This is a genomic window from Hoeflea sp. IMCC20628 (assembly GCF_001011155.1).
GTDB lineage: Bacteria > Pseudomonadota > Alphaproteobacteria > Rhizobiales > Rhizobiaceae > Hoeflea.
In genome coordinates this window covers 1411957-1435715 of record NZ_CP011479.1, presented here as the reverse complement: position 1 = coordinate 1435715, position 23759 = coordinate 1411957, and the positions used below count along the sequence as shown (strand labels likewise).

Genomic DNA, 23759 nt, shown 5'->3' with positions numbered 1-23759 from the left:
CTATCCGCCGTTTCGGCCCTCATGCGCTTGCCGGATGTAATCGGTCAACACCGCACCTGCGGTCTCGACCTGTCCGGAATTGTCGATGATCATGTCTGCCTCAAATCTGTCTGTCAGATCAGACGCTCGCTTCAGCCGCGCCTCGATCTCGACGGCGTCTTCGCGCCCTCTGGCTTCCAGCCTGCTGGCCAGCGCCTCCGGATCCACCCTGATTTCCACCGCCACCGCACTTGGAAACACCTGTCGGATCACGTCCCACGCGCCGCGCGAACCGTTGGCGACCGCCACCCTGCCCGCAGCCAGATGCACTTCGACACTGCGCGGCAGGCCGTAGCGCAACCCATTGGCCGCCCAGGTCAGCGAAAGCTGCCCGTCATCAATGGCAGCATCAAATTCGTCATCGGTCATGGCAATGTGATCCTCACTGCCTGCATCGGACGGTCGGGTGATCACGCGCTGCACAAACAGCACGTCAGACGAGCCCGAAAATTCTCGGCGCGCATGAGAGATCAGTGTGTCCTTGCCCGAGCCACTTGGTCCGAGCAGCACGATGAACGTACCGCCAACCGGCTGGGCAACATTCGAACCACTATCGAGGCTTGCCATCACGCCACCCGTTCGCCCTGGCGCCAGACCGAGCGGACAATCGGAATACCGGTTTGCCGGCGCACCCGCACCAGGTCTGCGCGCTTTCCGGGCGTCAGGCTGCCGCGATCATCCAGTCCCACGGTCTTTGCCGGCGTCGACGTAACCAGCCGGATGGCGGTTGCCAGATCAAGATCCTCGATCTCGTCGGCCAGCACGAAAGGCGCCTGAATCAGGCTGAAGGGAATATAGTCGGAAGACAGCACATCCAGAACACCGGCCCGGGCAAGGTCTGTTGCGGCGATATTGCCGGAATGCGAGCCGCCGCGCACCACATTCGGCGCCCCCATCAGCACGCTCATGCCGGCCTTGTGCGATGCCTGTGCTGCCTCGATGCTGGTCGGAAATTCCGCCAGCTTGACGCCAAAGCCGATCGCTTCTTCGACATGATCAAGGGTGGCGTCGTCGTGGCTGGCAACCGTGATGCCGCGCTCTGCACAGGCTGCGGAAAGCACCTTGCGATGCGCGTCGGAGTATTGCGCCGAAGCCGCCTGCCGCCGGGTGACGAAAATGTCGAACGCCTCGTCGGTCAGCCCGCGCTTGACCTTGTGGTAGAGCGCATATTGCTCCAGCGTCTGGAATTGTCGCTGTCCGGGCGCGTGATCCATCAGCGAGGCAAGCCGGACCTGAGTGTCGGTCAGAAAATCGGCAAAATGATCCAGCACATCCGCCGCCGACACCTCGCAACGCAAGTGAATCAGGTGATCGGCGCGCAGCCGGTTTTCCGCCCGTGCCTCAGCCAGTGCGTCGGCAATTGCCCGCATTTCGCCAACCTCGAAACCGTCGCCGGCATCCGATCCCAACCTCAGGCAATCAAACACCGTGGTGATACCGGAGGATGCAATTTGCGCATCGTGCGACTGGATCGCCGAAATCGCATTCCAGCGCACGCCCGGACGCGGCGAATAATGCGCTTCGAGGTGATCAGTGTGCAATTCCACCAATCCGGGGATTACGTAGTCGCCTTCCATATCGACACCAGAGGCAGAATTGCCTTCGGCAAGCTCGACGATGACCCCATCCTTCAAAACTATACTCCCGGAGATAACCCGGTCTTCCAGCACCAGGCGGGCATTGGTCAAAACTGTCTCGGTGCTCATTCAGGCGGTCTTTCTCAATTTGTCTGACGCCAAAGGCGTCCGGCTATGAAGTTCAAAGGGCGCACCCGGTTCAGGTTCGACAAACAGCGACAAAGCGCTGACCGGCACTGGCCTGGACAGGATCGAGGCGAAATGCGTTTCGGCAGCCGCGGTGATACGTGAAATATCGGCGCCTGGCAGACGCGTGGTCAGGGTCATGTGAAAGCGGAAGCTGTCAAAAACGTAAGGGTAGCCCCAACGCAGCAGGTTCTTCAGCTCAATTGAGGACAGCGAGTCCGGATTGCGCCGTTCGATATCGCGCTCCGTCAACGGCGCCCGAAACGGCTCGAACGCCTCGACAACAGAATTGGCAAAGCTGTTGAGCTCACTGACGGAACCACCGGGCACCAGCGCCAGAAACCCGTCGAGGTTTCCAATGACCAGCGACGGAATATCAAAAAGACTGGCAGCGTTTGCGAAAACCTCGAGCGCGTCGATGAGGTCCGCCTCGCTTATGCCCTCGGCCAGACGGAACGGCGCTTTCAACGTTGCATGAAAACCGTAACGCCGGGCCGGACCGGTGATTGAAGCCAGTCCACTTGCGCCCAAACCGTCAATATGCGGGTGATCGACCGGTCTGCCGGTCGCCGCATCACGACCGATCCAGCTGGCGCCCAGATCCGCCAGCGCTTCGCCAGGACCGGGAGAAAAATAGAACGCGTAACGCATCAAGCCTGTCCCCTGCCGATCAGCAATCCACGCAAGCGCGAAGATATAGTATCGAAAACATACACCACAAAAAGGATCAAAAGCACCATATAGGCAACGTTCTCCCAATCCGCATTGGTCCGCATCGCTTCCCACAATTTGAGGCCGATGCCACCAGCGCCGACCGCTCCGATGATTGTTGCCGAGCGCGTGTTTGATTCCCAGAAATACAGCGACTGGCTGACAAACACCGGCAAAACCTGCGGCACAACCCCGAAACGCTGCACCAGAACCGGATTTGCGCCCAGCGAACGTACACCCTCACGCTGCTTCTCGTCGATATTCTCCAAGGCTTCCGAATAGAGTTTTCCAAGCGTTCCCGTATCAGTGAAGAAAATGGCGGAAATACCGGCCAGCGGTCCGGGCCCGAAGGCGCGTGTGAAAAACAGCGCCCAGATCAGCATGTCGACCGAGCGCAGGAAGTCGAACAACCGCTTGGTCACCTGATTGGTCAGGAAGCTCGGCGTGATGTTGCGCGCCGCCATGAACGACAGCGGAAAGGCAATCGCCGTGGCAAACAGGGTCCCGACAAAGGCCATGACGATGGTCTGACCCAGCTTGATGTACACATCACCATGCTGCCATTCGGCATTGTTGAGGAAATTGTCCACCGCAAGCGACAGGTTCGACTGAGCCGGCTTGATCCGCTCGCCCCACAGTATCGTCGCCATCACATCACCGAAGCCGCGGTCCCAGAACGGCGAGGACGTATCGAAAACAAAATTCTCCCAGCCCAGGAACCGCTGCCGTATTTTCACCTCGTCACCTTCAATTTCAACCCGGCCGGCAAAACCGAAACTGGCGATGATCTTTTCGCCGCCCCGGCGCACGTCAACCCATTCCGGCAATGCGCCCTCGGCGCGGACGATGCCGTCGGACCCGATATTGATCAGAACAGTGTGGTCACCGCGTTTCAGCCTCACCCGGTAAGGTTCCACCAGTACCGAACCCGCAGAGCCCATGCTGACTTCGGCGCGAACCGGCACCATTTTACGCTCCGATGTTGCCGGCGTCTCGACAGCCGGTTGCCCGGCATCTACCGCAGCCCCCCCGGTTGCCGCACCCGGTGCCATGAAGCCGGTTGAAGTCCCCTTGGCGCCGGGGACCAGAAAGCCTGTAGCAGCTGGCGGCGTTGCAACGGGCGCCGCAGTCGTCGCTTTGGTCACGACCGTCACTTCGGCATTTTCGGTCACCAGCCAGTCCGGCTTGGGATCAGAGCCCAGCGGCGAATATTTTGGAAACTCCACCTCCAGATAGCCATCGTGATAGACAATATCCGGTCGCACTTCATAAGAGATCCAGTCGGCCAGGTAACTTCCGGCGATGTCCCAGCTGCCGCGCTGGATCACCTGGCCGATGGCAAACAGGTTACAGGCAAACACCAGATAGATGGCAACGGCTGCCACCATCAATATCTTGCTGTAGCGGGTGAGGAACGAACGGTTGAACACATCAGGATAACGCCCGGCGATCTCGTCCAGCTGGCTTGCGGTGATAGCGGTCATGACAAGGCTCCTGCACGGGCACTGGCGAAAGCCTGCTCGCCAACCACGCGCTTGCGCAGCCAGGCCGACAACTGATCGACGGCTATCACCGTGGACAAAAGCAGGATGACGATGGCGATGGTTTTGGCCTCATGGCCTCGGCTGATCGACAGTCTGAGTGCCTCGCCAATGCCGCCACCGCCAACCGCACCGATAATGGTCGAAGCCCGGACGTTAATTTCAAGCCGCATCAAGGTGTAGCTCAGAAAATTGGGCAGCACCTGCGGAACCATGCCGAAACGCACCCGCTCGACCCAATTGCCGCCAACCGCGCGCAGACCTTCATCGGACTTCATGTCGGCATTCTCGACCACTTCGAAAAACATCTTGCCGAGCGAGCCGATGGTGTGGATCGCCACGGCAATGATCGCCGGCACCGGTCCCAGAGACAGGATCGCGGCAAAGAAGCCGGCAATGACAATTTCCGGAAAGGCGCGCAGGATTTCCAGGAAACGCCGCACGAAACTGCGCAGCCAGCCCCGCGTCGTCAGGTTCGACGCCGCCAGAAAACACAACAGGAACCCGAAGAAGAATCCGACCAGGGTCGCAACAATGGCGATATTGATGGTCTCGATCATCTTGAACACATATTCGGGCATATAGAAATTGTCTGTCAGCCATATCCGGCCGACGGGATAATCATATTTCAGCGAGCCGTCGGCATAGGGGCTTTCGAGATCAAACAGCGCGCGCCAGATTTCCCAGCCGTCGCGCGGGATCATGTCGCCAAAGAAATCGAAGAAATGCGGCAGCCGGTCCCAGAATTTGCCGGCATTGGTCTCGTTGGCGAACCACAGTGAACCGGCCAGCGCCATCAACAGCAGAGCCAGTCCCAACCCGGTATAGATGCGGCGTTGCCGCGCCAGCGCCTGCCAGTGCCGCTCTGTCTCGGTGACCATGGGGGAATGTTGGGGCGATTTCATAATCTGGTCCTGTTGCGACAAGGAAAACCGCGGCCCCCTTTGCAAGAGACCGCGGCCGTTAGGCAGTGAGAAGGCTTACGAGCCGATCTTGGCTTTGCGAGCGTCGATGATGGCCTGGTAGAACGAGGCGTCAACTTCGGTGTAGCCCTTGTAATCGCCGCCCTGAATGGAAGCGAAGCACTCGGGATCGCTCTCGGGCAGCGTCATCATGAAGTCCTTGAACTTGGCCTTCATGTCGGTGTCCATGGTTGAACGGACGACGATCGGTCCGTTCGGGATCAGCGGCGACTGCCAGACCTGAACCAGATCACCCATGTCGACGATGCCCTTGTCGACCATCTTCTTCAAATTGCCCGATGTGTAGCCGTCCTTGAATTCGCCAACGCCGGAAGCCCAGGTGGTGCCTGCATCGAAGTTGCCCTTGACGACTTCCAGAACCAGGTTCTCGTGACCGCCGCCGAAGCCGGTCTCACCGAAATAGTCTGCGATCGGCATGCCGATGGCGGCAGGCAGCGTGACAGAAGGAACCAGGAAGCCCGAAGTCGAGTCGGGATCGGCGAAGCCAAGCTTCTTGCCCTTGAGATCTTCAAGCGTGGTGATGCCCGAATCCTTGCGCGCAACCATGACGGAGTAGTAGCCGGTGGCGCCATCAGTCTGGATCGTGGTCAGGATTGGCTCAACCGCTTTCGGATCTTCGAGATAGACCTTGGCATAGCCGGATGCGCCAAGTTCGGCGTAATCGAGCGTGCCGCCAAGCAGGCCCTGGATCACGCCGTCATAGTCGGCGGCAGGAAACAGCGAGACTTTTTCAACGCCGAGAACGGCTGGCAGGGTGTCGGTCATGCACTGGAAGCTGCGCAGACGGTCGGCTTCGTTTTCGCCACCGAGAATGCCGATGCGGAAGTCCTTGAGGTCTTCGGCAACAGCAGGCTGGACAGCGATGATGGCAGCGAACGAGGCCGCTGCGAGAAGGGCTTTTTTGAACATTGATCTGCTCCTGGTGAGATCCGGCAGGATGCCGGCTATTCCGTTGATGGGGCCTGTCACGCGGGCAAGGCGACCCCGGCGGCTGCAGGTTTGACGCAAAGCGCTGGCTGCAACGGACCGGTGGATTTCGGCTCGGCCGGCAGCACTGGGCGTCCGGCGGAAATCGATGTCGAGGTGATGGCTTCGGATATTTCGGCGCCGTCGGCGGAGGCGCCGTAGATCATCCGCACGGCCTCGGTGGTCAACTCGTCGGGCGAACCGTCAAACACCACCTTGCCGCCGGCCATGCCGATCACCCGCTCGCAATAGGCGCGCGCCGTATCAAGCGTGTGCAGATTGGTGATCACCGTGATGCCTTCGCGCTCATTGATGTCTTTGAGCGCGTCCATCACGATCTGCGCGTTGAGCGGATCAAGTGAGGCGATCGGCTCGTCGGCCAGCACCATCGAGGGCGACTGCATCAACGCCCGCGCGATGGCAACGCGCTGCTGCTGGCCGCCCGACAGGGTGCCCGCCATCTGCAATGCGGTCTGGGCGATGCCGAGACGCTCCAGAGCCATCAGAGCACTTGCGCGCTCTTCGACCGTAAAGATGTTGAGGATGTTGAGCACCGTGGAGCGATGATTGAGGCGACCGAGCAGCACATTGGTCAGCACATCAAGCCGCGGCACCAGATTGAACTGCTGGAATATCATTGCGCAGTCACGCTGCCAGTTGCGCAGATTTGAACCGCCGAGACCTGATACCGTCTTGCCCTTGAACCGGATCTCGCCGCTGCTCGTCGGCGTCAGCCGGTTGATCATGCGCAAAAGCGTTGACTTTCCGGCGCCAGAGCGCCCAATAACGCCGACCATCTGGCCTTCCGGGATCGACAGCGTGACAGCATCAACAGCGATATTTGTTCCAAATCGGCGGGTCACGTCGGTCAGTTCAAGCATGGGCAAATTCCCTCGAAATCATTTTTGGTCTTGCGACCTTCGAGGAGTGACCTAGCCCAGCCATGTGAAAGGCCAATGTCGGTTTGATGTCAGTTTTGTTACGCTCCACAGGCCCGCTTCCAAAACGGCCGACCGTCCGGCATTTGTGCCGTTGGCGGGCTTGCGCTCCCGTCTCCGCCGTGGCCCTATGCGCAGGTCTGGTGCCCGTCAAAAGCGGGAGAATCGGGAATTCGGTGAGACTCCGGAACGTGCCCAACGCTGTAACGGGGATGGTCTGCGCGACATGCCACTGGGCAAGCCCGGGAAGGCGCGCAGGTCAGATGATCCGAAGTCAGAAGACCGGCCAGATGTCATAGCCTTGCCGCACATGGACGGTGCAGTGGGGTGTTACGGATTGTTGGGGATCAAACAATGCCGAAGACATATATGCTGGCGCCTGCTGTCAGCTTTTCAAGCTCGGAACGAGACGCCGTATACAAGGCCATCTTCACCCGCCGCGACGTGCGCGACCAGTTCCTGCCGGACCCGGTTCCGGGTGACGTGCTGCGGCGGCTTTTGCAAGCCGCGCATCACGCGCCGTCCGTGGGTTTCATGCAGCCCTGGAATTTCATCACCATCCGGAGCCAGTCGGTTCGCGATCAAATTGCCGATGCGTTTGGGCGCGCCAATGATGAAGCCGTCAAACTTTTTCCCGAAGAACGGCAATCCAAATACAAATCATTGAAGCTTGAAGGCATTCGCAAGGCGCCGCTCAACATCTGCATCACCTGCGACCGCAACCGCAGCGGAGAGGTGGTTCTGGGCAAAACCCACAATTCCAGCATGGATCTCTACAGCACGGTCTGTGCAGTGCAGAACCTCTGGCTCGCCGCACGCGCCGAAGGCATTGGCATGGGCTGGGTCAGCATTTTTCGCGACGCTGATCTCAAATCCATTCTCGACATTCCCGAGCGGATCGAAATCGTCGCCTATCTCTGCCTCGGCTATGTCGATGAGCTCTATGAGCAGCCGGAACTGGAGGTCAAAGGCTGGAACCGGAGGCTGCCGCTCGACGATCTGATTTTCGAGGAGCGCTGGCAGGACGAAACCTAGCCGCCTTGTTTTTCGATGAATTCCTCGACCGGCAGCGTGCGGAAATCCTGCAGCGCCGCATGCAGCTTCTCGTGCTCCCAGTCCCACCAGGCCAGCGCGTCGAGGCGGCGGGCGATGTCATCGGAAAACCGCTGCCGGATGGTGCGCGCCGGCACGCCGACGGCGATGGCGAAATCAGCGACATCTTTTGTGACCACCGCGTTGGCGCCGATGATGGCGCCATTGCCGATGCTCACACCCGGCATCACCACCGCGCCATGCCCGATCCAGGTATCATGGCCGATCGTGATCCGCTGCCCGGCGCGCCAGTCGAAGAAATCCTGATTGTCAGTCTCACCGTCAAAATACCACGACGAGCGATAGCTGAAGTGATGCAACGACGCCTGCTCCATCGGGTGCATGCTGGCATAGATCCGTACATGACTGGCGATATTGGCGAATTTGCCGATGCTCGCATAGGCTATCTGGGTGTTCTCGACGCAGTAGGAATAATCCCCCATGGTCGAGTGCGCCACAGTGCAATGAGCGCCTACTTCGGTGTAGCGGCCTAGACTGGATTCGACGATCTTGGCGCTGTCATGCACCAGCGGCGTATCGGACAGCCGGGTCATGCTGCCGTCTTTCCGGTGGCAAAAGCCGATACGTCAATCACATGATCGGCCACTGCATTGCGCACGTCCTGATCGTGGAAAATGCCGAGCAGTGCAGCGCCATCGGCCTTCTTGCGGGCAATCAGATCGATTACGACTTCGCGGTTGGCTGCATCCAGCGATGCTGTCGGCTCATCGAGCAACAGGATCGGGTGATCGGTAATGAAGCCGCGGGCAATATTGACGCGCTGCTGTTCGCCGCCCGAAAACGTCGCTGGCGGTAGCGACCAGAGTTTTTCCGGCAGATTGAGTTCAGTAAACAGATCCCGCGCCCGCTGATGCGCGATCTCCTGCGCAATACCCCGGATCATCAACGGCTCGGCGGCGACATCAAGTGCCGAGACGCGTGGCACCGCGCGTAAGAACTGGCTGACATAGCCGATGGTGTCACGCCGGATCGCCAGCACCATGCGCGGATCGGCACTGGCGATATCGATGTGTCGACCGTGATGGTTGACCAGAATCTGCCCGCTGTCGCAGCCGTAATTGCCGTAAAGCATTTTCAGGATCGAGCTTTTGCCGACGCCTGACGGGCCACCAAGCACCGCGCAGGATCCCGATTTCAGCGAAAACGACACATTGGTGACGACCGGCAATTCGACGCCGCCACGCATATGCATGACGAATGTCTTTTTCACTTCCGAAGCGACAAGCAGCGTTTTCATAGATCAGACCTGAAGAATGGAGGAGACGAGGAGCTGGGTGTAGGGCGCACGCGGATCATCGAGCACCCGGTCGGTGAGACCGGCCTCGATCACCCTGCCCTCTTTCATCACGATCATCCGGTCCGACAAAAGCCGCGCCACCGCAAGATCGTGGGTGACCACCACCACCGCAAGACCGAGATCGGAGACCAGCCCGCGCAGCAGGTCGAGAAGTCGTGCCTGCACGGAGACGTCCAGCCCGCCGGTGGGTTCATCCATGAACACCAGCCGTGGTTCGGTCACCAGATTGCGGGCAATCTGCAACCGCTGGCGCATGCCGCCGGAGAAGGTCCGCGGTTGATCATCAACCCGGTCTTCATCGATTTCGACGCGGGACAGCCATTCAATCGCCGTGTTGCGGATATTGCCGTAATGCCGGTTGCCCACCGCCATCAGCCGTTCACCGACATTGGCGCCGGCAGACACTGTCATGCGCAACCCATCAATCGGGTTCTGGTGCACAAAGCCCCAGTCGGTCCGCATCAGGTAGCGCCGTTCGGCTTCAGCCATCTTGTAGATGTCGGCGCTCGCGCCGTCGCGCATCCGGTAATGAACCGTACCGCAAGTGGGCGTCATCCGCGAGGAAATGCAGTTGAGAAGCGTGGTCTTGCCGGAGCCGGATTCACCGACAATCGCCAGCACTTCGCCCGGCCACAGATCAAAACTCACATCGGCGCAACCGATGCGTTTGCCGTAGACGCGGGTCAGGTTATCTACGCTCAACAGCGGCTGTTTGGCTGCAGAGACGAGTGCGTCGACGGGCGCTTCAAGTGTCTCGGAAAGGCTCATCACATCGCCTCCTTTGCGGTATCGGTTTCATCGCCCAGCTCCGGCTCATCGCCAAGCAAAGCGCCGCGGTGGCCATCGGCCCGGCGGCTTTCGCAATAATGGGTGTCGGAGCAGACGAACATGCGCCCGCCCTTGTCATCGAGCACCACCTCGTCGAGATAGACCTGCTCTGCGGCACACAACGCGCATGGCTGCTCAAAATGCTGGATCTCGAACGGGTGATCCTCGAAATCGAGGCTGACTACCTCGGTGTGGGGCGGGATCGCGTAGATCCGCTTTTCGCGGCCGGCGCCAAAAAGCTGCAGCGCTTCAGACTGATGCATTTTCGGATTGTCGAATTTCGGCGTCGGCGACGGATCCATCACATAGCGCCCCTCGACCTTGACCGGATAGGCGTAGGTTGTGGCGATATGGCCGTTGCGGGCGATATCCTCGTAGAGCTTGACGTGCATAAGGCCATATTCCTCAAGCGCATGCATCTTGCGGGTTTCGGTCTCGCGCGGCTCTAAAAATCGCAGCGGCTCAGGGATCGGCACTTGATAAACCAGAACCTGGCCCTCGGTCAGTGGCGTTTCCGGAATCCGGTGTCGGGTCTGGATGATCGAGGCATCCGGAGTTGACGTGGTCGTCGCTACACCGGCGGTTTTGGCAAAAAACGCCCGGATCGACACCGCATTGGTGGTGTCATCAGCGCCCTGATCGATCACCTTGAGCACGTCTTCGCGCCCGATGATCGCTGCCGTCACCTGCACCCCGCCGGTGCCCCAGCCATAGGGCATCGGCATTTCGCGGGACGCGAACGGCACCTGGTAGCCGGGAATGGCAATGCCCTTGAGGATCGCCCGGCGGATCATCCGCTTGGTCTGTTCGTCGAGATAGGCAAAATTGTAGCTCGCCAGGTTTTGCACGGGAGCGTCTTTCAACGGCGCGTTCATTCTGCGGCCTCCATGGCGTCGTCAGTCGCGGATGTCTCGTCTTCGGTCTTCGCCGCACTGGCGAAATGCTCGGCGCGCATGCGGCGCACCAGATCAAGTTCGGCCTGAAAGTCGACGTAATGCGGCAGCTTGAGATGCTCGACAAAGCCGGTCGCCTGCACATTGTCGCAATGCGACAGCACGAATTCCTCGTCCTGCGCCGGAGCAACAATGTCCTCGCCGAGCTCGGACGCGCGCAGCGCCCGATCGCACAACGACATCGCCATCGCCTTGCGCTCGGCCTGTCCGAAGACCAGCCCATAACCGCGGGTAAACTGCGGCGGCGCCTTGGCCGAGCCCTGGAACTGGTTGACCATCTGGCATTCGGTCAGTTTCACACGGCCGATTGCCACGGTGAAGCCGAGTTCGGGGATCATCACCTCGACATCGACTTCGCCGATGCGGATTTCACCGGCAAACGGATGGCTGCGCGCATAGCCGCGCTGGGTTGAATAGGCCAGCGCCAGCAAAAACCCTTCATCGCCACGCGCCAGTGTCTGCAGCCGCGCATCGCGACCCATCGGGTATTCGGTCGGCGTGCGGGTGATGTCGGCCACCGGCCGCGATGCGTCCGTCACCGGATCATCTTCGATCAACCCTTCATCGCCCAGAATGTCGGAGACGCGAGTGACTTTCTCACCTCTCTCTGGCGCGGTCTCCGGTGCCTGCACAGGCTCGTCGCCAGCCGGAGCCGGATCAAGCAGGCGGTGGGTATAATCGAATGTCGGGCCCAGCAGTTGGCCGCCCGGCAGATCCTTGTAGATCGCCGAAATTCGCCGCTCGACCAGCATTTCGCCGGTGTCCATCGGCTCGGAATGACCAAACCGCGGCAGGGTTGTCCGGTAGGCCCTGAGCAGAAACACGGCCTCGATCAGGTCACCGCGCGCCTGCTTGATAGCAAGAGCGGCAAGCTCGGGATCGTAAAGCGAGCCCTCGCCCATCACCCGATCGACGGCGAGCGACAACTGCCCGGCAATCTGCTCGAGCGTCAGCCCCGGCACCTGCGTGTCCCCCCGGCGACGTGCGCCAAGCAGACGGTGAGCATTGGCGATGGCGGCTTCCCCGCCCTTGACTGCAACATACATGGCTTACGCTCCCTCACGGACAAGACGGGTGCTGCGCGGCAGAGCCGCCACGCAATCACGACCGGCGAGGATCAAGTCAACGCCGCGCGGAAAGGCGGCCCTGTTGGCCTGCCACTGCGCCTCGAAATGCGGCGGCATCGGATCGGGCGACAGGCTTGCCTGCTGCTTGATGCCGGGACCTTCGAGCTTCAGCGCGGCACCGTCCGTCAGGCTGGAAACCTGCAGGATGATTGTCGTCGAGCGATCCGGAAACTCCTGGGTGCCAAGCGAAAATCCGTTGAGCGCCGAGAGGCTCTGCGGGCTCGCCACCAGCGCAAATGCAGCTTCCGACTGATGCACGGTAACCGGCGCACCCGTGTGAAACACGATCCAGTCCTTGACTGCAGAAGTCTTGTTCAGTGCTGGATCAAGCCAGACCGGTGTATCGGCATCGGCCAACGTGGCAATCAGCGCAGCTGCAGAGGCCGTGAGCGGTGCCGGCGGCGCAGTCACAACCGGTAACGCATGTACCGAGCCGGGGCGCGCCATCGCGTCCATCAATGCCCGGAACACGCTTTGCGACGCGCCGACAGGATCGGCGAACCCGCCTTCATAAACGGTCGATGAGTGTGTTGCAGCAGACATCAGTCTTCTCCTCGCACCATGGTGAAAAAATTGACCCGGGTCGCTTCGGTCTCTTCGCGCAGCTTGGCATCTGTCTCGCTAGCCAGTTTTTCGAGCGGAGCAACGATCACCTGCTCAATCGTGTTCGCATGGGCGGGATCCTGCGCCAGCGCGTCGATGACTGCGACCAGTTGCGCCTTGCGTGTGTCGCGCCCGCTGATCATTGCATGCCCGACCTCACCGGACCCGATCCGCACAGTCACCCGTGTGGCTGACATCTCACCGACATGGAATGGCTGACCGTTTCCACCAATACGGCCGCGCAAGGCGACAAGGCCCGATTCCGGGCCGCGCAACAGATGCACCTCGGGGTCAAGTTCGGCCTGTTTCCAGCACGACAACAACTCCTTGCCTGGCGCCTTCGCCAGTACTGACAGGCGTCTTTGACGCGCTGCGATGTCCGGAGCTAGCGCGTTTTCCTGCACGTTCTTCGCAAGCGACATTGAGAACTCCTTATTTGTCTATTTATCTAGACAATTATATAACTTACGCTACACTTAAACGGCGCGTATGACGAGCCTGTGACACCACGAAAGGAAAGCCGGTTTGAAAACTGTGCAAAGACGCACCGGGATCGCGCTGTGGCGGCAGGTCGCCGACCAGATCCGCCAATCGGTTCTCACTGGACTTGCGCCCGATGAGCGCCTGCCCTCGGAGGCGGAACTGGCGACCCGCTTCGGCGTCAACCGGCATACCGTCCGCGCCGCGATTGCAGCGCTGGAGAAGGAAGGCATCCTGCGCGCCGAGCAAGGCCGCGGCACCTTTCTCAATGACCGCAAGCGTCTTCGTTATCCCATCGGCCAGCGCACGCGTTTTTCCTCAGGCCTGGAAAATCAGGCGCAAACCCGGTCCGGCAAGCTGCTGTCGAGCAAGACTTTGCCCGCCCCGCTCCATGTGTCCACGGCACTGTCATTGCCTGAAAGCACGCCAGTCATCGAACTGTCGACAGTCTCGGCTGCTGACGGCGTGCCGGTTTCGGCCGCCACTTCCTGGTTTGACGCGGCGCGGTTCGCTCAGATCGCCGACCTCTATGCCGAGACCGGCTCGATCACGGCGTCCCTGGCGCTGCTCGGCGTTGACGATTACACCCGCAAGACCACGGCAATCGAAGCCCGGCATGCCAGCAGCGAAGATCTCGATCTGCTCGCACTTTCGCCCGGCGCCATCGTCCTCTTGACCCGCGCGATTGATATTGATTCCCGAGGCCAGCCGGTCCTCTACGGCGAATCCCGCTTTGCTGCCGACAGGGTCGAACTGCTCATCGACAACGATGCATCCAAGGGAAATGGCGACACAGGCTGACCCCGCCGCTACCGCATTGTCACAATCACCGTCACAAAACTGAGAACTGAATCGTGTTTAAGCCTGCCAGCAAGACGATTGCTCAAGGTTCAGGCGGGCTCCGTGACCAAAAAATTCCGGACGATATTCCTTTCCGACATCCACCTCGGCACTCCCGATTGTCAGGCGGATATCCTGATCGATTTCCTGCGCGAGCATGATGCACAGACGATCTATCTGGTCGGCGACATCGTCGATTGCTGGCGCATGAAGCGCAAGGGCTTTTACTGGCCGCAATCTCACAACGACGTGGTGCAACAGCTGCTGCGCAAGGCCCGCAAGGGCACACGCATCATCTATGTGCCGGGCAATCACGATGAAATGCTGCGCGACTATCAGGGCGTTCATTTTGGCGGCATCGAAGTGCGCGAACGCGATGTGTTTGAAACCGCCGACGGCAAGCGGTTGCTGGTCATCCACGGCGACGAATTCGACATGGTGGTGATGAACCACCGCTGGCTCGCCCATCTGGGCGACATGGCCTACGGCTTGGCGATGTGGACCAACAAATGGCACAACCGCTCCCGCAAATTGCTGGGCCTGCGCTACTGGTCGTTCTCCCGCTGGGCCAAGCTCAAGGTCAAGGGCGCCGTCAACTTCATCTCCGACTTCGAAGAAGTACTGGCTGATGAAGCCCGTAAACATGGCGCCGATGGCGTCATCTGCGGTCACATCCATCACGCCGCCAACGAGATGCGCGGCGGCATCCGATACATCAACACCGGCGACTGGGTGGAAAGCTGCACCGCCGTCGTCGAGCATTCCGACGGCCGTATGGAGATCATCGACTGGTCACGCCGCATCCCGGAAAAGGCCGGACAGGTCGCCAAGAGCGCCCCCCTCAAACAGATACCAGGCAAGCAGGACCAAGCGGCATGATTCTTATCATGACTGGCCGCCCCCTCTTCTCTCCCTCGGAGTTATCACAATGACCATGATTGAAACCACCGCCGTCGGCGCTCGTATCGACGGTGCGGTCGTCCGCAACACGGCCTTGTCCTCGACCGGCATTCTCGAGCGGGTGTTCTCGGCAGCGTTCCGCGGCCTGGTCTATCCGCAGATCTGGGAAGATCCGCTGGTCGATATGGAAGCTCTGGCGCTCAAGGAGACCGATACCCTTGTCACCATCGCTTCGGGCTCATGCAATGTCATGTCCTACCTGACCGCGAACCCGGCCAAGATTATTGCCGTGGATCTCTCCCCCGCCCATGTGGCTTTGGGTAAGCTCAAGCTCGCAGCTGCTGCGCATCTGCCCGACCACACCTCGTTTTCCAACCTGTTCCGGCACGCCAATCTGAAAACCAATGTTGCGCTTTATGAGCGTCACATCCGCCCGCATCTTGATGAGAAGACGCGGGCCTACTGGGGCGGGCGGGAAATCAACGGACGCCGCCGCATCAGCCGTTTCACCCGCGGCTTCTATTCGACCGGATTGCTCGGACGCTTCATTTCTGCCGCCCACGTAACCGGCAAACTCTACGGTATCGACCCGCGCGAATTGCTGCGCATGGACAGCATCGAAAAGCAGCGTGAATTCTTCGAAACGCGGATTGCACCTGTATTCGACAGCCGCAGTTTCAAGGCGCTGACTTCGCTGCGCGCGTCGCTGTTTGGACTTGGCATTCCACCGGCGCAGTATGATGCCTTGGCAGGTGATGCGCCCGACGGCATGACCGGCGCGCTGAAAACCCGCACCGAAAAGCTGGCCTGCGGCTTTCCGCTCAAGGACAATTACTTTGCCTGGCAGGCTTTCGGCCGCGGCTATCAGCCAGGCGAGACAGCCAGCCTGCCGCCCTATCTCGAAGCCCGCAATTTCGAAACCATCCGCCGCAATGCCGGCCGGGTCGAGATCGTCAACGAGAACATCACAGCCATGCTCGCCGCCCGCCCCGCAGCTTCGGTTGACGCCTTCGTGCTTCTCGATGCGCAGGACTGGATGACAGACAGCCAGTTGTCCGAATTGTGGGCCGAAATCACTCGCACCGCGACCCCGTATGCCCGCGTCATCTACCGCACCGCCGCCGCGCACTCACCACTTCCGGGCCGGGTTCCCGACGGAATTCTCACCAAATGGGATTACCGAATTGAGCAAAGCCGGGAGCTCGGCGCGCGCGATCGCTCGGCGATATACGGCGGCTTTCATCTCCACGTCAAACGCGACGCCGGCGCATGAGCAGCGTCTCCGCCAACGCCTCGGTGATGGATGGCATCTATCGCCATCAGCGCCATATCTATGATCTGACCCGGCGCTACTATCTGCTTGGCCGCAATGATCTGATCGCCGCCCTCAAGCCGCCAACCGGAGGTACCGTGCTCGAAATCGGCTGCGGCACCGCCCGCAATCTGATCCTGACGGCAAAGCGCTATCCTGATGCCAGGGTGTACGGTCTCGACATCTCCGCCGAGATGCTCAAATCGGCTGAAGCGATGGTATCGAAACGCGCCATGAGCGATCGTGTCCATCTGACCCAGGGCGACGCGACCCGCTTCGATTCCGGCAAGCTGTTCGGCGTATCAGGTTTCGACCGGGTGTTTCTTTCCTACAGCCTGTCGATGATCCCCGGTTGGGAAGCAGCCCTCGAACAGGCCATGCAGGCCGTTGCATCCGGCGGCGAACTCCATGTGGTGGATTTCGGCCAGCATTCCGCGCTGCCCGACTGGTTCGGCAAAGCTCTCAAAGCCTGGCTGGCGCGCTTTCACGTTACACCGCGCCAACAGATCGAAGGCGTCATGACCGCGCTGGCTGGGGATAGCCATGGTCAATTGACGTTTTCATCGATCTACCGTGATTACGCCCGGATTGGCGTGATCCGTTTGCCCTGAGTTCCGTCAAGCCGAGCGCCCTTGGCCGGCCATGCCACTGCAATGGGCATCGACGATCCGCTGAACCATCGGTGCATAATAGGAAAATGGCTGCGTTGTCAGCCCTGCCTCCTTGCCGGCATCGTCATAGGTGCGAACCCGGATGATCGCCGGACAATTCTGGTTCAGTTCGAACGCCAGAACTTCGCCGTCGTTCATCGGCCCACCCTGCAGATTGAGCGAGTGGATCGAAGCCTCTGAAAGTTTGCCCAGATATTCGGGTCTGGCCGCGCAGAGATAGCGCTTGGCAGCGACATGGTAGCGGACGCAATCAGTCACCAGCGTGGGGAAAAACGGCTCCAGCACCTGAGCGCCGGCTTCTTCGTGATGCCTGTCCTCGACATCATCCATCGAGAAGGTACCGAATTCTGAGGTGAAGTGCCCGATGTCGTGCAAAAGCGTAGCCACAATGATGATCTCGGGCTCACCGGCTTGCTCGGCGAAATGCGCACCCTGCAGCATGTGTTCGGCCATGGTTACCGGCTCGCCGAGATACTCCTCGCCGCCCCGACGTTCAAAAATCTCTGCCAGGAAATCGACAATCGTTTCAGCCGAGAGGGTTTCCGATTTGGTCATGCTCATTCTGCTGCCTCCAGGGATTGTGTTTCCAGCGAAGCCAATGTCGACAACAGCCCGTCCTTGTCGGCATAGCATCCCTGCAGCCAGCGTGATCCCGCGCCGGAATAGCCCTTGCGGGCATGCAGCACTCTTGTGTTGTCGACCAGAAAACATTCGCCCGGCGTCATCTTGAAGGTCACTTCCATGGCAGGGTCATCAATAATCTCGCCGAACCGGCGATAGGCGGCATAATAGCTTGCCATCTCATCGAAGGGCACATCGGTAATCGCCGCTGTCGAACGATTGTTGAAGCGCACGCCGATCAATTCACCATCGGCGGACAATTCGATCATCGGACGTCGCGAACGCAGGCAGACGCCTTTTTCCCCGGCATATTCAAACCGGGCGCAGTGTTTTGACAAAACCTCGAACCAGGCCGGGTTCTCCGCCTTCAGCCGCAACGCTGCGGCAAAACCGTCAACCACCATGTTCTCGCCACCCTCGGCCGAGTTCTCGAGACAATAGAGAATTTGCACTGTCGGCACCGGGTCGCGGTAGGGATTGTCGGTATGGGCCTGCAATCCCAGCCCGGTATAGGCCAGATTGGTCGGATTGACTTCGGTTCGCACCTCGAAATATCTGCCGTAATTGGTTTCCCGGACATAGCCGAACAGCGCCGCAATCTTCAAGAGAGCCTCCGGCTCCACCGGTCCGCCCGCCATTTTGCCAAAGCCATATTTGCGCAACTGGGACAGCCAGTCGCGCAGTACACGGCTGTCAGCTTTGGCCAGATTGAAATCAGCAAGCGGGATCGCGCTCATCAGACCATTGTCCCAAGTCTCGATATCCGCCGCCAGCCATCCGGTCTCGCGCTTGGATCCGCTGTCATAGCTGTGCGCCATCAGCCAATCGAGGTCATAATCGATGCTCCTGGCTTCAGGTTGAAACTCGAGCTCCAATCTGGTGCCAGCAATTCGCGCACTATCGATTCTGAGGTCGACCGGGATATCGCGAAGCGCGATCAGCCGTTGTCCGTTTCCTGCCGATCGGGTTTCAGCGTCCCAGGCATTGTCACGCAGCCAGATGGCGTGAAACCGTGTCCGCGCGCCAGCATCGGAAATCAGGGTCACGATCTGACCATCATCACTGAGTTCAACATGGTCCATTTTTTGGTGTCCTCTAGAGCCTTGGCGTTGATGACAGTCTCGACAATCCTTGCCATAATGACAACTCAACAATAACCATGCTTAGATACGGTTTTCATTATGCCTCTGAACAAGATTGGTCGCCTGCCGCTGGAGTGGGTTCGTGTTTTCGAGGCGGCGGGTCGCACCGGCAGCTTTACCGCTGCCGCATCCGAAATCGGATTGACGCAGGCTGCCGTAAGCCAGCGCATCAAGAACCTTGAACAGCTTGTCGGCGTCAGCCTGTTTTCAAGGCAGCCACGCGGCGTGATCCTGACTGTGGATGGCGAAGCCTGGCTTCCCTATGTCACGCAAGCCCTGCAGGCACTCAACCGCAGCGCGGACGAATTGTTCGGCAAGGCGCCTGACCGGATTGTCATTTCAGCCAGCGCCTCGGTTGCCCAGATGTGGATTGTTCCGCGCCTCGCAGCCCTGGAAAACAAGCCGAAATTTCAGATTTCGATGACCACCATGATCATCGAACCGGATTTTGCCAAGGCCAACGCCAGCATCGAAATCCGCTACATCCGGGAATCCCGTCCCGAGGGCCGCGCCACCCGGCTGTACCGGGAAAGCCTTGTTCCTCTGGCTGCTCCGACGCTTCTTGAGGGTGGCATACCCTGGTGGAAATTGCCTCGTATCGCCGTGTCCGGGCCGCGCCCCGGCTGGCAGGAATGGGCAGTGCAAACCGGCGTTGCAGCAACCTCAGTGCCAATTTTTCGGTTTGACAATTACGTCTCTGCGCATGCCGCCGCAAAGGCAGGGCTCGGTGTGGTTCTGGGATCACTGCCGCTTTCCGGTCAGGATCTTGAAAGCGGGAATTTGGTCCGCCTCTCAGACAAGGTGCTGACACCGGACGCCGGATACTGGATGACAGCGAACGAGGATATGCTGACCCGAAAGAACTGGGAAGAAATCGTCGACATGCTCTGCGAACCCACGCAACAGCTGTGAGAAAAACAGCGAGGCCTCAGCCGGCGCCGCCGACATTGGTCCGGGCGACGGCAACCGTCTTGATGATGGCAAAGCAGCCCGCACCGGGCGCAAGTTCCAGCGCCAGGGCAGACCGCCGGGTGATCCGCGCCAGCAGCAGATCATCGCCGGCCTTGAGCTGGATGATCGCACCGGGTCCCTCGCCGAGCCGCACCGCGGTCACGGTCGCCGGCAAGACATTGAGCGCTGACAATCCCTCGGGCCGGGTTCGCGACAGGATCACGTCCTGCGCCAGGATCCGGATCGAAAGCCGCGCCCCGATCCTGGCTTCCACCCTGGGCAGATAAAGCGGCCCGGCAGATGCTTCAAGCCGCGTCAGACCGTCATCTTCCTGCGCTGTCACCACCGCATGAAGCGATGCGCCGGCTGTGCGGATGCCGAGCGCCGGCACATTGTCGGGGTCGGAGAGCATGTCGTCGGCCGGACCGGCTCGGACAACCCGGCCCGAATCCATCAACACCAGTGTCGTGGCCAGCCGGGCAACCTCGACCATCGAGTGGCTGACATAGAGCACCGGCACGGCGGTTTCTTCGCGCAACCGCTCGAGGAACGGCAGGATCTCCGCCTTTCGCTCCTCATCCAGCGCCGCCAGCGGTTCATCCATCAGCAACAGTTGCGGTCTGGCGAGCAACGCCCGGCCGATGGCCACGCGTTGTTTCTCGCCTCCCGACAGGCGAGCCGGTTGCCGACCAAGCAGATCGCCGATGCCGAGCATCTCCACCACATGATCGAACTCTGCGCCCGGCCCGCGCGGCGCAAACCAGCGTCCATAGCTGAGGTTTTGGCGCACGCTGAGATGCGGAAACAACCGGCCTTCCTGAAACACATAGCCAAGCCGGCGCTGATGCACCGGCACCGACGCGCCCTGGCCACAATCAAACAGAACCCGCCCGTCGAGCACAATTTTCCCAGCATCTGGCCGCAACAGCCCGGCCACGGCATTCACCACAGAGGTCTTGCCAGAGCCGGAACGGCCAAAAAGGGCAGTGACGCCCGCAGGCGCTTCGAAGTCGACGTCGAGCGCAAAATCACCAAAGCTATGTGACAGTCGGACAGAAAGGCTCATGATCCCGAGATCCTCCGCGCCACGGCCCGGCCGATCCATTCAGACAGAAACAGCGCCAGAAGTGCAATCGCGACCGCGATCAGCACCAGTTGCATCGCCTGAGAATCGCCGCCGGGAACCTGCAGGAAACTGTAGATCGCCGATGGCAGGGTCTGGGTCTGGCCCGGAATGTTGGAGACGAATGTGATGGTCGCGCCAAACTCACCCATCGCCTTGGCAAAGGCCAGAATGACACCGGCCAGGATGCCGGGCAGGATCAGCGGCAAGGTGACCGTGGCAAACACCCAGAGCCGCGAGGCGCCGAGTGTTGCCGCCGCCTGTTCCAGTTTTGGATCAACCGCCTCGATCGCCAGCCGGATCGCGCGCACCATCAGCGGGAACGCCATCACCGCGGCAGCAAGTGCTGCCCCGGTCCAGCGGAACGCAAACACCAGTCCGAAGGTCTCTTCAAGGAAGCCGCCAATCGCGCCGCGACGACCGAAGGTCAAAAGCAGCAGATAGCCGGTGACCACCGGCGGCAGGATCAGCGGCAGATGCACCAGCCCGTTGAGCACCTGCTTGCCCCAGAACTCGTAGCGCGCCAACGCATAGGCCACCGCCACGCCAAAGGGCAGGCTCAGCACCGTTGCCCAGAACGACACCTTGAGCGACAGCGCAACCGCGCTCCATTGATCCGGAGTGAGCCAGTCAGCCATCGCCCTGCCCGATCAGCGGCAAGAACCCTTGCGCCCTGAAAACTTCTGCCGCAACTGGACCTCTCAGAACCTCCAGAAAGGCAGCCGCTTCCGGATGCACTGACGTGCTGACAATGGCCGCCGGATAGATGATCGGCGCATGGCTCTCTTCGGGAAAAACCGCGACCACGCTGACAGTGCCATCAGCCACCGCATCGGTTGCATAGACGATGCCAAACGGTGCTTCGCCCGACGACACCAGCGCCAGTGCCGCCCGCACATTATCGGTCTGCGCCACCTTTGAGGACACCGTGTCCCACAGACCCAGACTGCTGAGTGCCTCTTTGCCATAGATCCCGGCCGGCACGGAATCGACCAGCGCCATCGCCAGCCACTCGTCGCCGAGCAAGCCAGCGAGATCGGTGTCCGGGCCAAGATCAATTCCCGGTGCATCACGGCCATGTGCGATCAACACCAGACGGTTGCCCAACAGGTTTGTGCGGGTGTCGGGGTGGATCATCTTGGCCGTCTGCAGATAGTCCATCCAGTCAACCGATGCGGAAACGAAAATATCGGCCGGCGCGCCCTGCTCTATCTGCCGCGCCAGGCTGGAACTGCCGGCATAGGAAATGGTCACCGATTTGCCGGTAGCACTGCGCCAGTCCGTCGCCACCTGGTCCAGCGCGGTCTTCAGGCTGGCTGCGGCAAACACCAGCACATCGTCTGCCCGGGCGCCGACGGCAGACAGCGTCAACCCGGCAACAACCAGAACGCCAAGCATGCGACGGATCAAACGGGCAGGCATCCGGCAAGCTCCCTTAATTTGAGGTCTGTAGGGACGTACCAGCGGGAACCAGTGACTGGCAAGCACCAAGGCCTTATCGGCGTGGTGGCGCGTGGTCGAGATGAGAACAGGAAGCAAGGACACCCCTGCTTCCTGCTCCCGGTTTGTCATCAAAAGCGACCTAGCCAAACATGTCGGCGGTAATCCCGGCATACCAGCCGGCGGACTCCTCGTAATTGGCTTTGCGCACCGCATCCGTTTCGTCCATCTGGCTGATAAAGCCTTGTGTCGAGGCAATCTTGCCGTCGCCGGGGGCATATTGCGCGCCGACCTTCACACTGTCATCGGTCTCGATCAGGGACCAGCAGGTGTTGGCGTATCTGGCCGGAAACACTTTTGCGTCAAGCAGATCGCCGCGAATGGTCATCGCCGCCACCTTGGCCTGGCTATTGGCGGAAAAACCGGATTTCGGCATGTCACCGGCAATGCAGGCGTCGCCAATGACAAGCACGGACTCGTCCATTGTCGAGCGCATGCTGTCAGCCTCGATCGGGCAGAAGCCGCTGTCGTCGGTCAGCCCCGCAGCAGCGGCAATCGCGCCGCCCTTTTGCGCCGGAATGATGTTCATGAACGCGCCCTTGAAGGTGTCGAGATCGGTTTCAACGGTGCCATTGCCAACATCGACGCTGGCGATGCCGCCATGCACGTCGGGCCCGTACCATTCGATCATGCCCGGATAATGCTTCTCCCAGCCTTCCTGGAACACCCCCTGCTTCGAGAATTTCGGTTTCGGATCGAGAATGATCACCTTGGAGTCCGTCAGCCCCTTGGCCTTGAGCACATGCGCCATCATCGACGCGCGTTCATAAGGCCCCGGCGGACAGCGATAGGGATTGGGCGGTGCCACCATCAGGATCTGCTGGCCGTTTTCGATGCCGTCTAGACCGGCTTTCAAGAGCTTGGTCTGGGCCCCGGCCTTCCAGGCATGCGGAGCAATTTCAGACAGTTCCTCCGAATAGCCTTCGACCGAATCCCAGATCAGATCGATGCCCGGGGCCACCACCAGCCGGTCATAGGGAACCGAGGCCCCGTCTGCCATCATTACCGTTTTGGCCTCACGGTCGACGCCGGTTGCCATTCCGGTCACTTTGGTGATGCCGTAATTCGTTTGCAGCCCGTCGTAGCTATGAGTGATCGATTCAAAACTGCGGAACCCGCCAACGTAAAGATTGGAATAGAAGCAGGTGGTGTAAACCTCCGAATTCTCGATCAGCGTCACATCAATCGCGCCATCGGAATCCTTTGCGATGTAGCGCGCCGCAGTGGCCCCGCCTGCGCCACCGCCGATGACAACGACCCGCGGTTTGCCTTGTGCACGCAGATAGGTTGGAAGCGTCAGCGCCGCAGCACCGGCGCCGGTGAAAAGTCCGAATTGGCGTCTTGTCAGGCCTGCCAT

At 60.3% G+C, this 23759-nt stretch carries 26 protein-coding genes and 1 riboswitch; of the genes, 6 read left to right on the top strand and 20 right to left on the bottom strand.

Annotated features, from left to right (window positions below):
- The 7 genes from phnN to phnC form a co-directional block, all read right to left on the bottom strand.
- Positions 1-606 carry a phosphonate metabolism protein/1,5-bisphosphokinase (PRPP-forming) PhnN gene (gene phnN, locus IMCC20628_RS06735; protein WP_047029577.1) on the bottom strand — a complete coding sequence of 202 codons (606 nt, stop codon included), beginning with the start codon at positions 604-606 and terminating at the stop codon, positions 1-3.
- Complete coding sequence (locus IMCC20628_RS06730; protein ID WP_047029576.1) at positions 606-1745, bottom strand: alpha-D-ribose 1-methylphosphonate 5-triphosphate diphosphatase; 1140 nt, start codon at positions 1743-1745, stop codon at positions 606-608. Before IMCC20628_RS06730 ends, phnN begins: the two co-directional genes overlap by 1 nt.
- Positions 1746-2453, bottom strand: coding sequence for a DUF1045 domain-containing protein (locus IMCC20628_RS06725; protein ID WP_047029575.1), 708 nt, complete (start codon positions 2451-2453; stop codon positions 1746-1748). It lies immediately after the preceding gene.
- A complete protein-coding gene (gene phnE, locus IMCC20628_RS06720; RefSeq protein ID WP_047029574.1) occupies positions 2453-3997 on the bottom strand; it encodes a phosphonate ABC transporter, permease protein PhnE in 1545 nt (514 codons plus the stop codon). Before phnE (IMCC20628_RS06720) ends, IMCC20628_RS06725 begins: the two co-directional genes overlap by 1 nt.
- Positions 3994-4959 (bottom strand): phosphonate ABC transporter, permease protein PhnE, encoded by a 966-nt coding sequence (gene phnE, locus IMCC20628_RS06715; protein ID WP_047029573.1) that lies wholly within the window; start codon positions 4957-4959, stop codon positions 3994-3996. The genes phnE (IMCC20628_RS06720) and phnE (IMCC20628_RS06715) overlap by 4 nt, the downstream gene beginning before the upstream one ends.
- Positions 4960-5034: 75 nt before the next feature.
- Entirely contained in the window at positions 5035-5946 is a 912-nt protein-coding gene (gene phnD, locus IMCC20628_RS06710; protein ID WP_047029572.1) for a phosphonate ABC transporter substrate-binding protein, read from the bottom strand.
- 56 nt (positions 5947-6002) lie between these two features.
- The gene (phnC, locus tag IMCC20628_RS06705) at positions 6003-6884 is read right to left on the bottom strand and encodes a phosphonate ABC transporter ATP-binding protein (protein WP_047029571.1); all 882 of its coding nucleotides are present in this window, start codon (positions 6882-6884) and stop codon (positions 6003-6005) included.
- A gap of 181 nt (positions 6885-7065) precedes the next feature.
- A riboswitch (cobalamin riboswitch) is annotated at positions 7066-7247 on the top strand.
- 48 nt (positions 7248-7295) lie between these two features.
- Here phnC and bluB point away from each other — a divergent pair.
- The gene (gene bluB / locus IMCC20628_RS06700) at positions 7296-7976 is read left to right on the top strand and encodes a 5,6-dimethylbenzimidazole synthase (protein ID WP_047029570.1); all 681 of its coding nucleotides are present in this window, start codon (positions 7296-7298) and stop codon (positions 7974-7976) included.
- On the opposite strand, the gene IMCC20628_RS06695 is transcribed toward bluB, so the two are convergent.
- From IMCC20628_RS06695 to phnG, 7 genes are read right to left on the bottom strand one after another with little or no spacing between them, the layout of a single operon-like run.
- On the bottom strand, positions 7973-8587 hold the full coding sequence (locus IMCC20628_RS06695) for a DapH/DapD/GlmU-related protein (protein WP_047029569.1): 615 nt from the start codon (positions 8585-8587) through the stop codon (positions 7973-7975). The genes bluB and IMCC20628_RS06695 overlap by 4 nt on opposite strands.
- On the bottom strand, positions 8584-9291 hold the full coding sequence (gene phnL / locus IMCC20628_RS06690; protein WP_047029568.1) for a phosphonate C-P lyase system protein PhnL: 708 nt from the start codon (positions 9289-9291) through the stop codon (positions 8584-8586). The genes IMCC20628_RS06695 and phnL overlap by 4 nt, the downstream gene beginning before the upstream one ends.
- A 3-nt stretch (positions 9292-9294) precedes the next feature.
- Complete coding sequence (gene phnK / locus IMCC20628_RS06685; protein WP_047029567.1) at positions 9295-10119, bottom strand: phosphonate C-P lyase system protein PhnK; 825 nt, start codon at positions 10117-10119, stop codon at positions 9295-9297.
- Positions 10119-11027: an alpha-D-ribose 1-methylphosphonate 5-phosphate C-P-lyase PhnJ gene (locus tag IMCC20628_RS06680; RefSeq protein ID WP_047032334.1), complete on the bottom strand. Its 909-nt coding sequence runs from the start codon at positions 11025-11027 to the stop codon at positions 10119-10121. The genes phnK and IMCC20628_RS06680 overlap by 1 nt, the downstream gene beginning before the upstream one ends.
- A gap of 23 nt (positions 11028-11050) precedes the next feature.
- The gene (locus IMCC20628_RS06675) at positions 11051-12178 is read right to left on the bottom strand and encodes a carbon-phosphorus lyase complex subunit PhnI (RefSeq protein WP_047029566.1); all 1128 of its coding nucleotides are present in this window, start codon (positions 12176-12178) and stop codon (positions 11051-11053) included.
- A gap of 3 nt (positions 12179-12181) precedes the next feature.
- Positions 12182-12802: a phosphonate C-P lyase system protein PhnH gene (gene phnH, locus IMCC20628_RS06670; protein ID WP_047029565.1), complete on the bottom strand. Its 621-nt coding sequence runs from the start codon at positions 12800-12802 to the stop codon at positions 12182-12184.
- Positions 12802-13284, bottom strand: coding sequence for a phosphonate C-P lyase system protein PhnG (gene phnG / locus IMCC20628_RS06665; RefSeq protein ID WP_047029564.1), 483 nt, complete (start codon positions 13282-13284; stop codon positions 12802-12804). The genes phnH and phnG overlap by 1 nt, the downstream gene beginning before the upstream one ends.
- Positions 13285-13387: 103 nt before the next feature.
- Here phnG and phnF point away from each other — a divergent pair, with 103 nt between their 5' ends.
- The 4 genes from phnF (at position 13388) to IMCC20628_RS06645 (ending at position 17005) form a co-directional block, all read left to right on the top strand.
- Entirely contained in the window at positions 13388-14143 is a 756-nt protein-coding gene (phnF, locus tag IMCC20628_RS06660) for a phosphonate metabolism transcriptional regulator PhnF (RefSeq protein WP_047029563.1), read from the top strand.
- A 102-nt stretch (positions 14144-14245) separates the two neighbouring features.
- On the top strand, positions 14246-15061 hold the full coding sequence (locus tag IMCC20628_RS06655) for a UDP-2,3-diacylglucosamine diphosphatase (protein ID WP_052766608.1): 816 nt from the start codon (positions 14246-14248) through the stop codon (positions 15059-15061).
- Between the two features lie 49 nt (positions 15062-15110).
- The gene (locus IMCC20628_RS06650) at positions 15111-16355 is read left to right on the top strand and encodes a DUF3419 family protein (RefSeq protein ID WP_156174429.1); all 1245 of its coding nucleotides are present in this window, start codon (positions 15111-15113) and stop codon (positions 16353-16355) included.
- A complete protein-coding gene (locus IMCC20628_RS06645; protein ID WP_047029561.1) occupies positions 16352-17005 on the top strand; it encodes a methyltransferase domain-containing protein in 654 nt (217 codons plus the stop codon). Before IMCC20628_RS06650 ends, IMCC20628_RS06645 begins: the two co-directional genes overlap by 4 nt.
- 6 nt (positions 17006-17011) lie before the next feature.
- Here the strand turns inward: IMCC20628_RS06645 and IMCC20628_RS06640 are convergent, their stop codons facing one another.
- The gene (locus IMCC20628_RS06640) at positions 17012-17626 is read right to left on the bottom strand and encodes an HD domain-containing protein (RefSeq protein WP_047029560.1); all 615 of its coding nucleotides are present in this window, start codon (positions 17624-17626) and stop codon (positions 17012-17014) included.
- Positions 17623-18768 (bottom strand): TauD/TfdA family dioxygenase, encoded by a 1146-nt coding sequence (locus tag IMCC20628_RS06635; protein ID WP_047029559.1) that lies wholly within the window; start codon positions 18766-18768, stop codon positions 17623-17625. The genes IMCC20628_RS06640 and IMCC20628_RS06635 overlap by 4 nt, the downstream gene beginning before the upstream one ends.
- A 99-nt stretch (positions 18769-18867) precedes the next feature.
- On the opposite strand from IMCC20628_RS06635, the gene IMCC20628_RS06630 reads away from it, so the two are divergent.
- Positions 18868-19740: a LysR family transcriptional regulator gene (locus IMCC20628_RS06630; protein ID WP_047029558.1), complete on the top strand. Its 873-nt coding sequence runs from the start codon at positions 18868-18870 to the stop codon at positions 19738-19740.
- A 16-nt stretch (positions 19741-19756) separates the two neighbouring features.
- On the opposite strand, the gene modC is transcribed toward IMCC20628_RS06630, so the two are convergent.
- The 4 genes from modC to IMCC20628_RS06610 form a co-directional block, all read right to left on the bottom strand.
- Complete coding sequence (gene modC / locus IMCC20628_RS06625; RefSeq protein ID WP_047029557.1) at positions 19757-20845, bottom strand: molybdenum ABC transporter ATP-binding protein; 1089 nt, start codon at positions 20843-20845, stop codon at positions 19757-19759.
- Complete coding sequence (modB, locus tag IMCC20628_RS06620) at positions 20842-21540, bottom strand: molybdate ABC transporter permease subunit (RefSeq protein WP_047029556.1); 699 nt, start codon at positions 21538-21540, stop codon at positions 20842-20844. Before modB ends, modC begins: the two co-directional genes overlap by 4 nt.
- A complete protein-coding gene (gene modA, locus IMCC20628_RS06615; RefSeq protein WP_047029555.1) occupies positions 21533-22324 on the bottom strand; it encodes a molybdate ABC transporter substrate-binding protein in 792 nt (263 codons plus the stop codon). Before modA ends, modB begins: the two co-directional genes overlap by 8 nt.
- Before the next feature lie 160 nt (positions 22325-22484).
- Positions 22485-23759 carry an NAD(P)/FAD-dependent oxidoreductase gene (locus IMCC20628_RS06610; RefSeq protein ID WP_047029554.1) on the bottom strand — a complete coding sequence of 425 codons (1275 nt, stop codon included), beginning with the start codon at positions 23757-23759 and terminating at the stop codon, positions 22485-22487.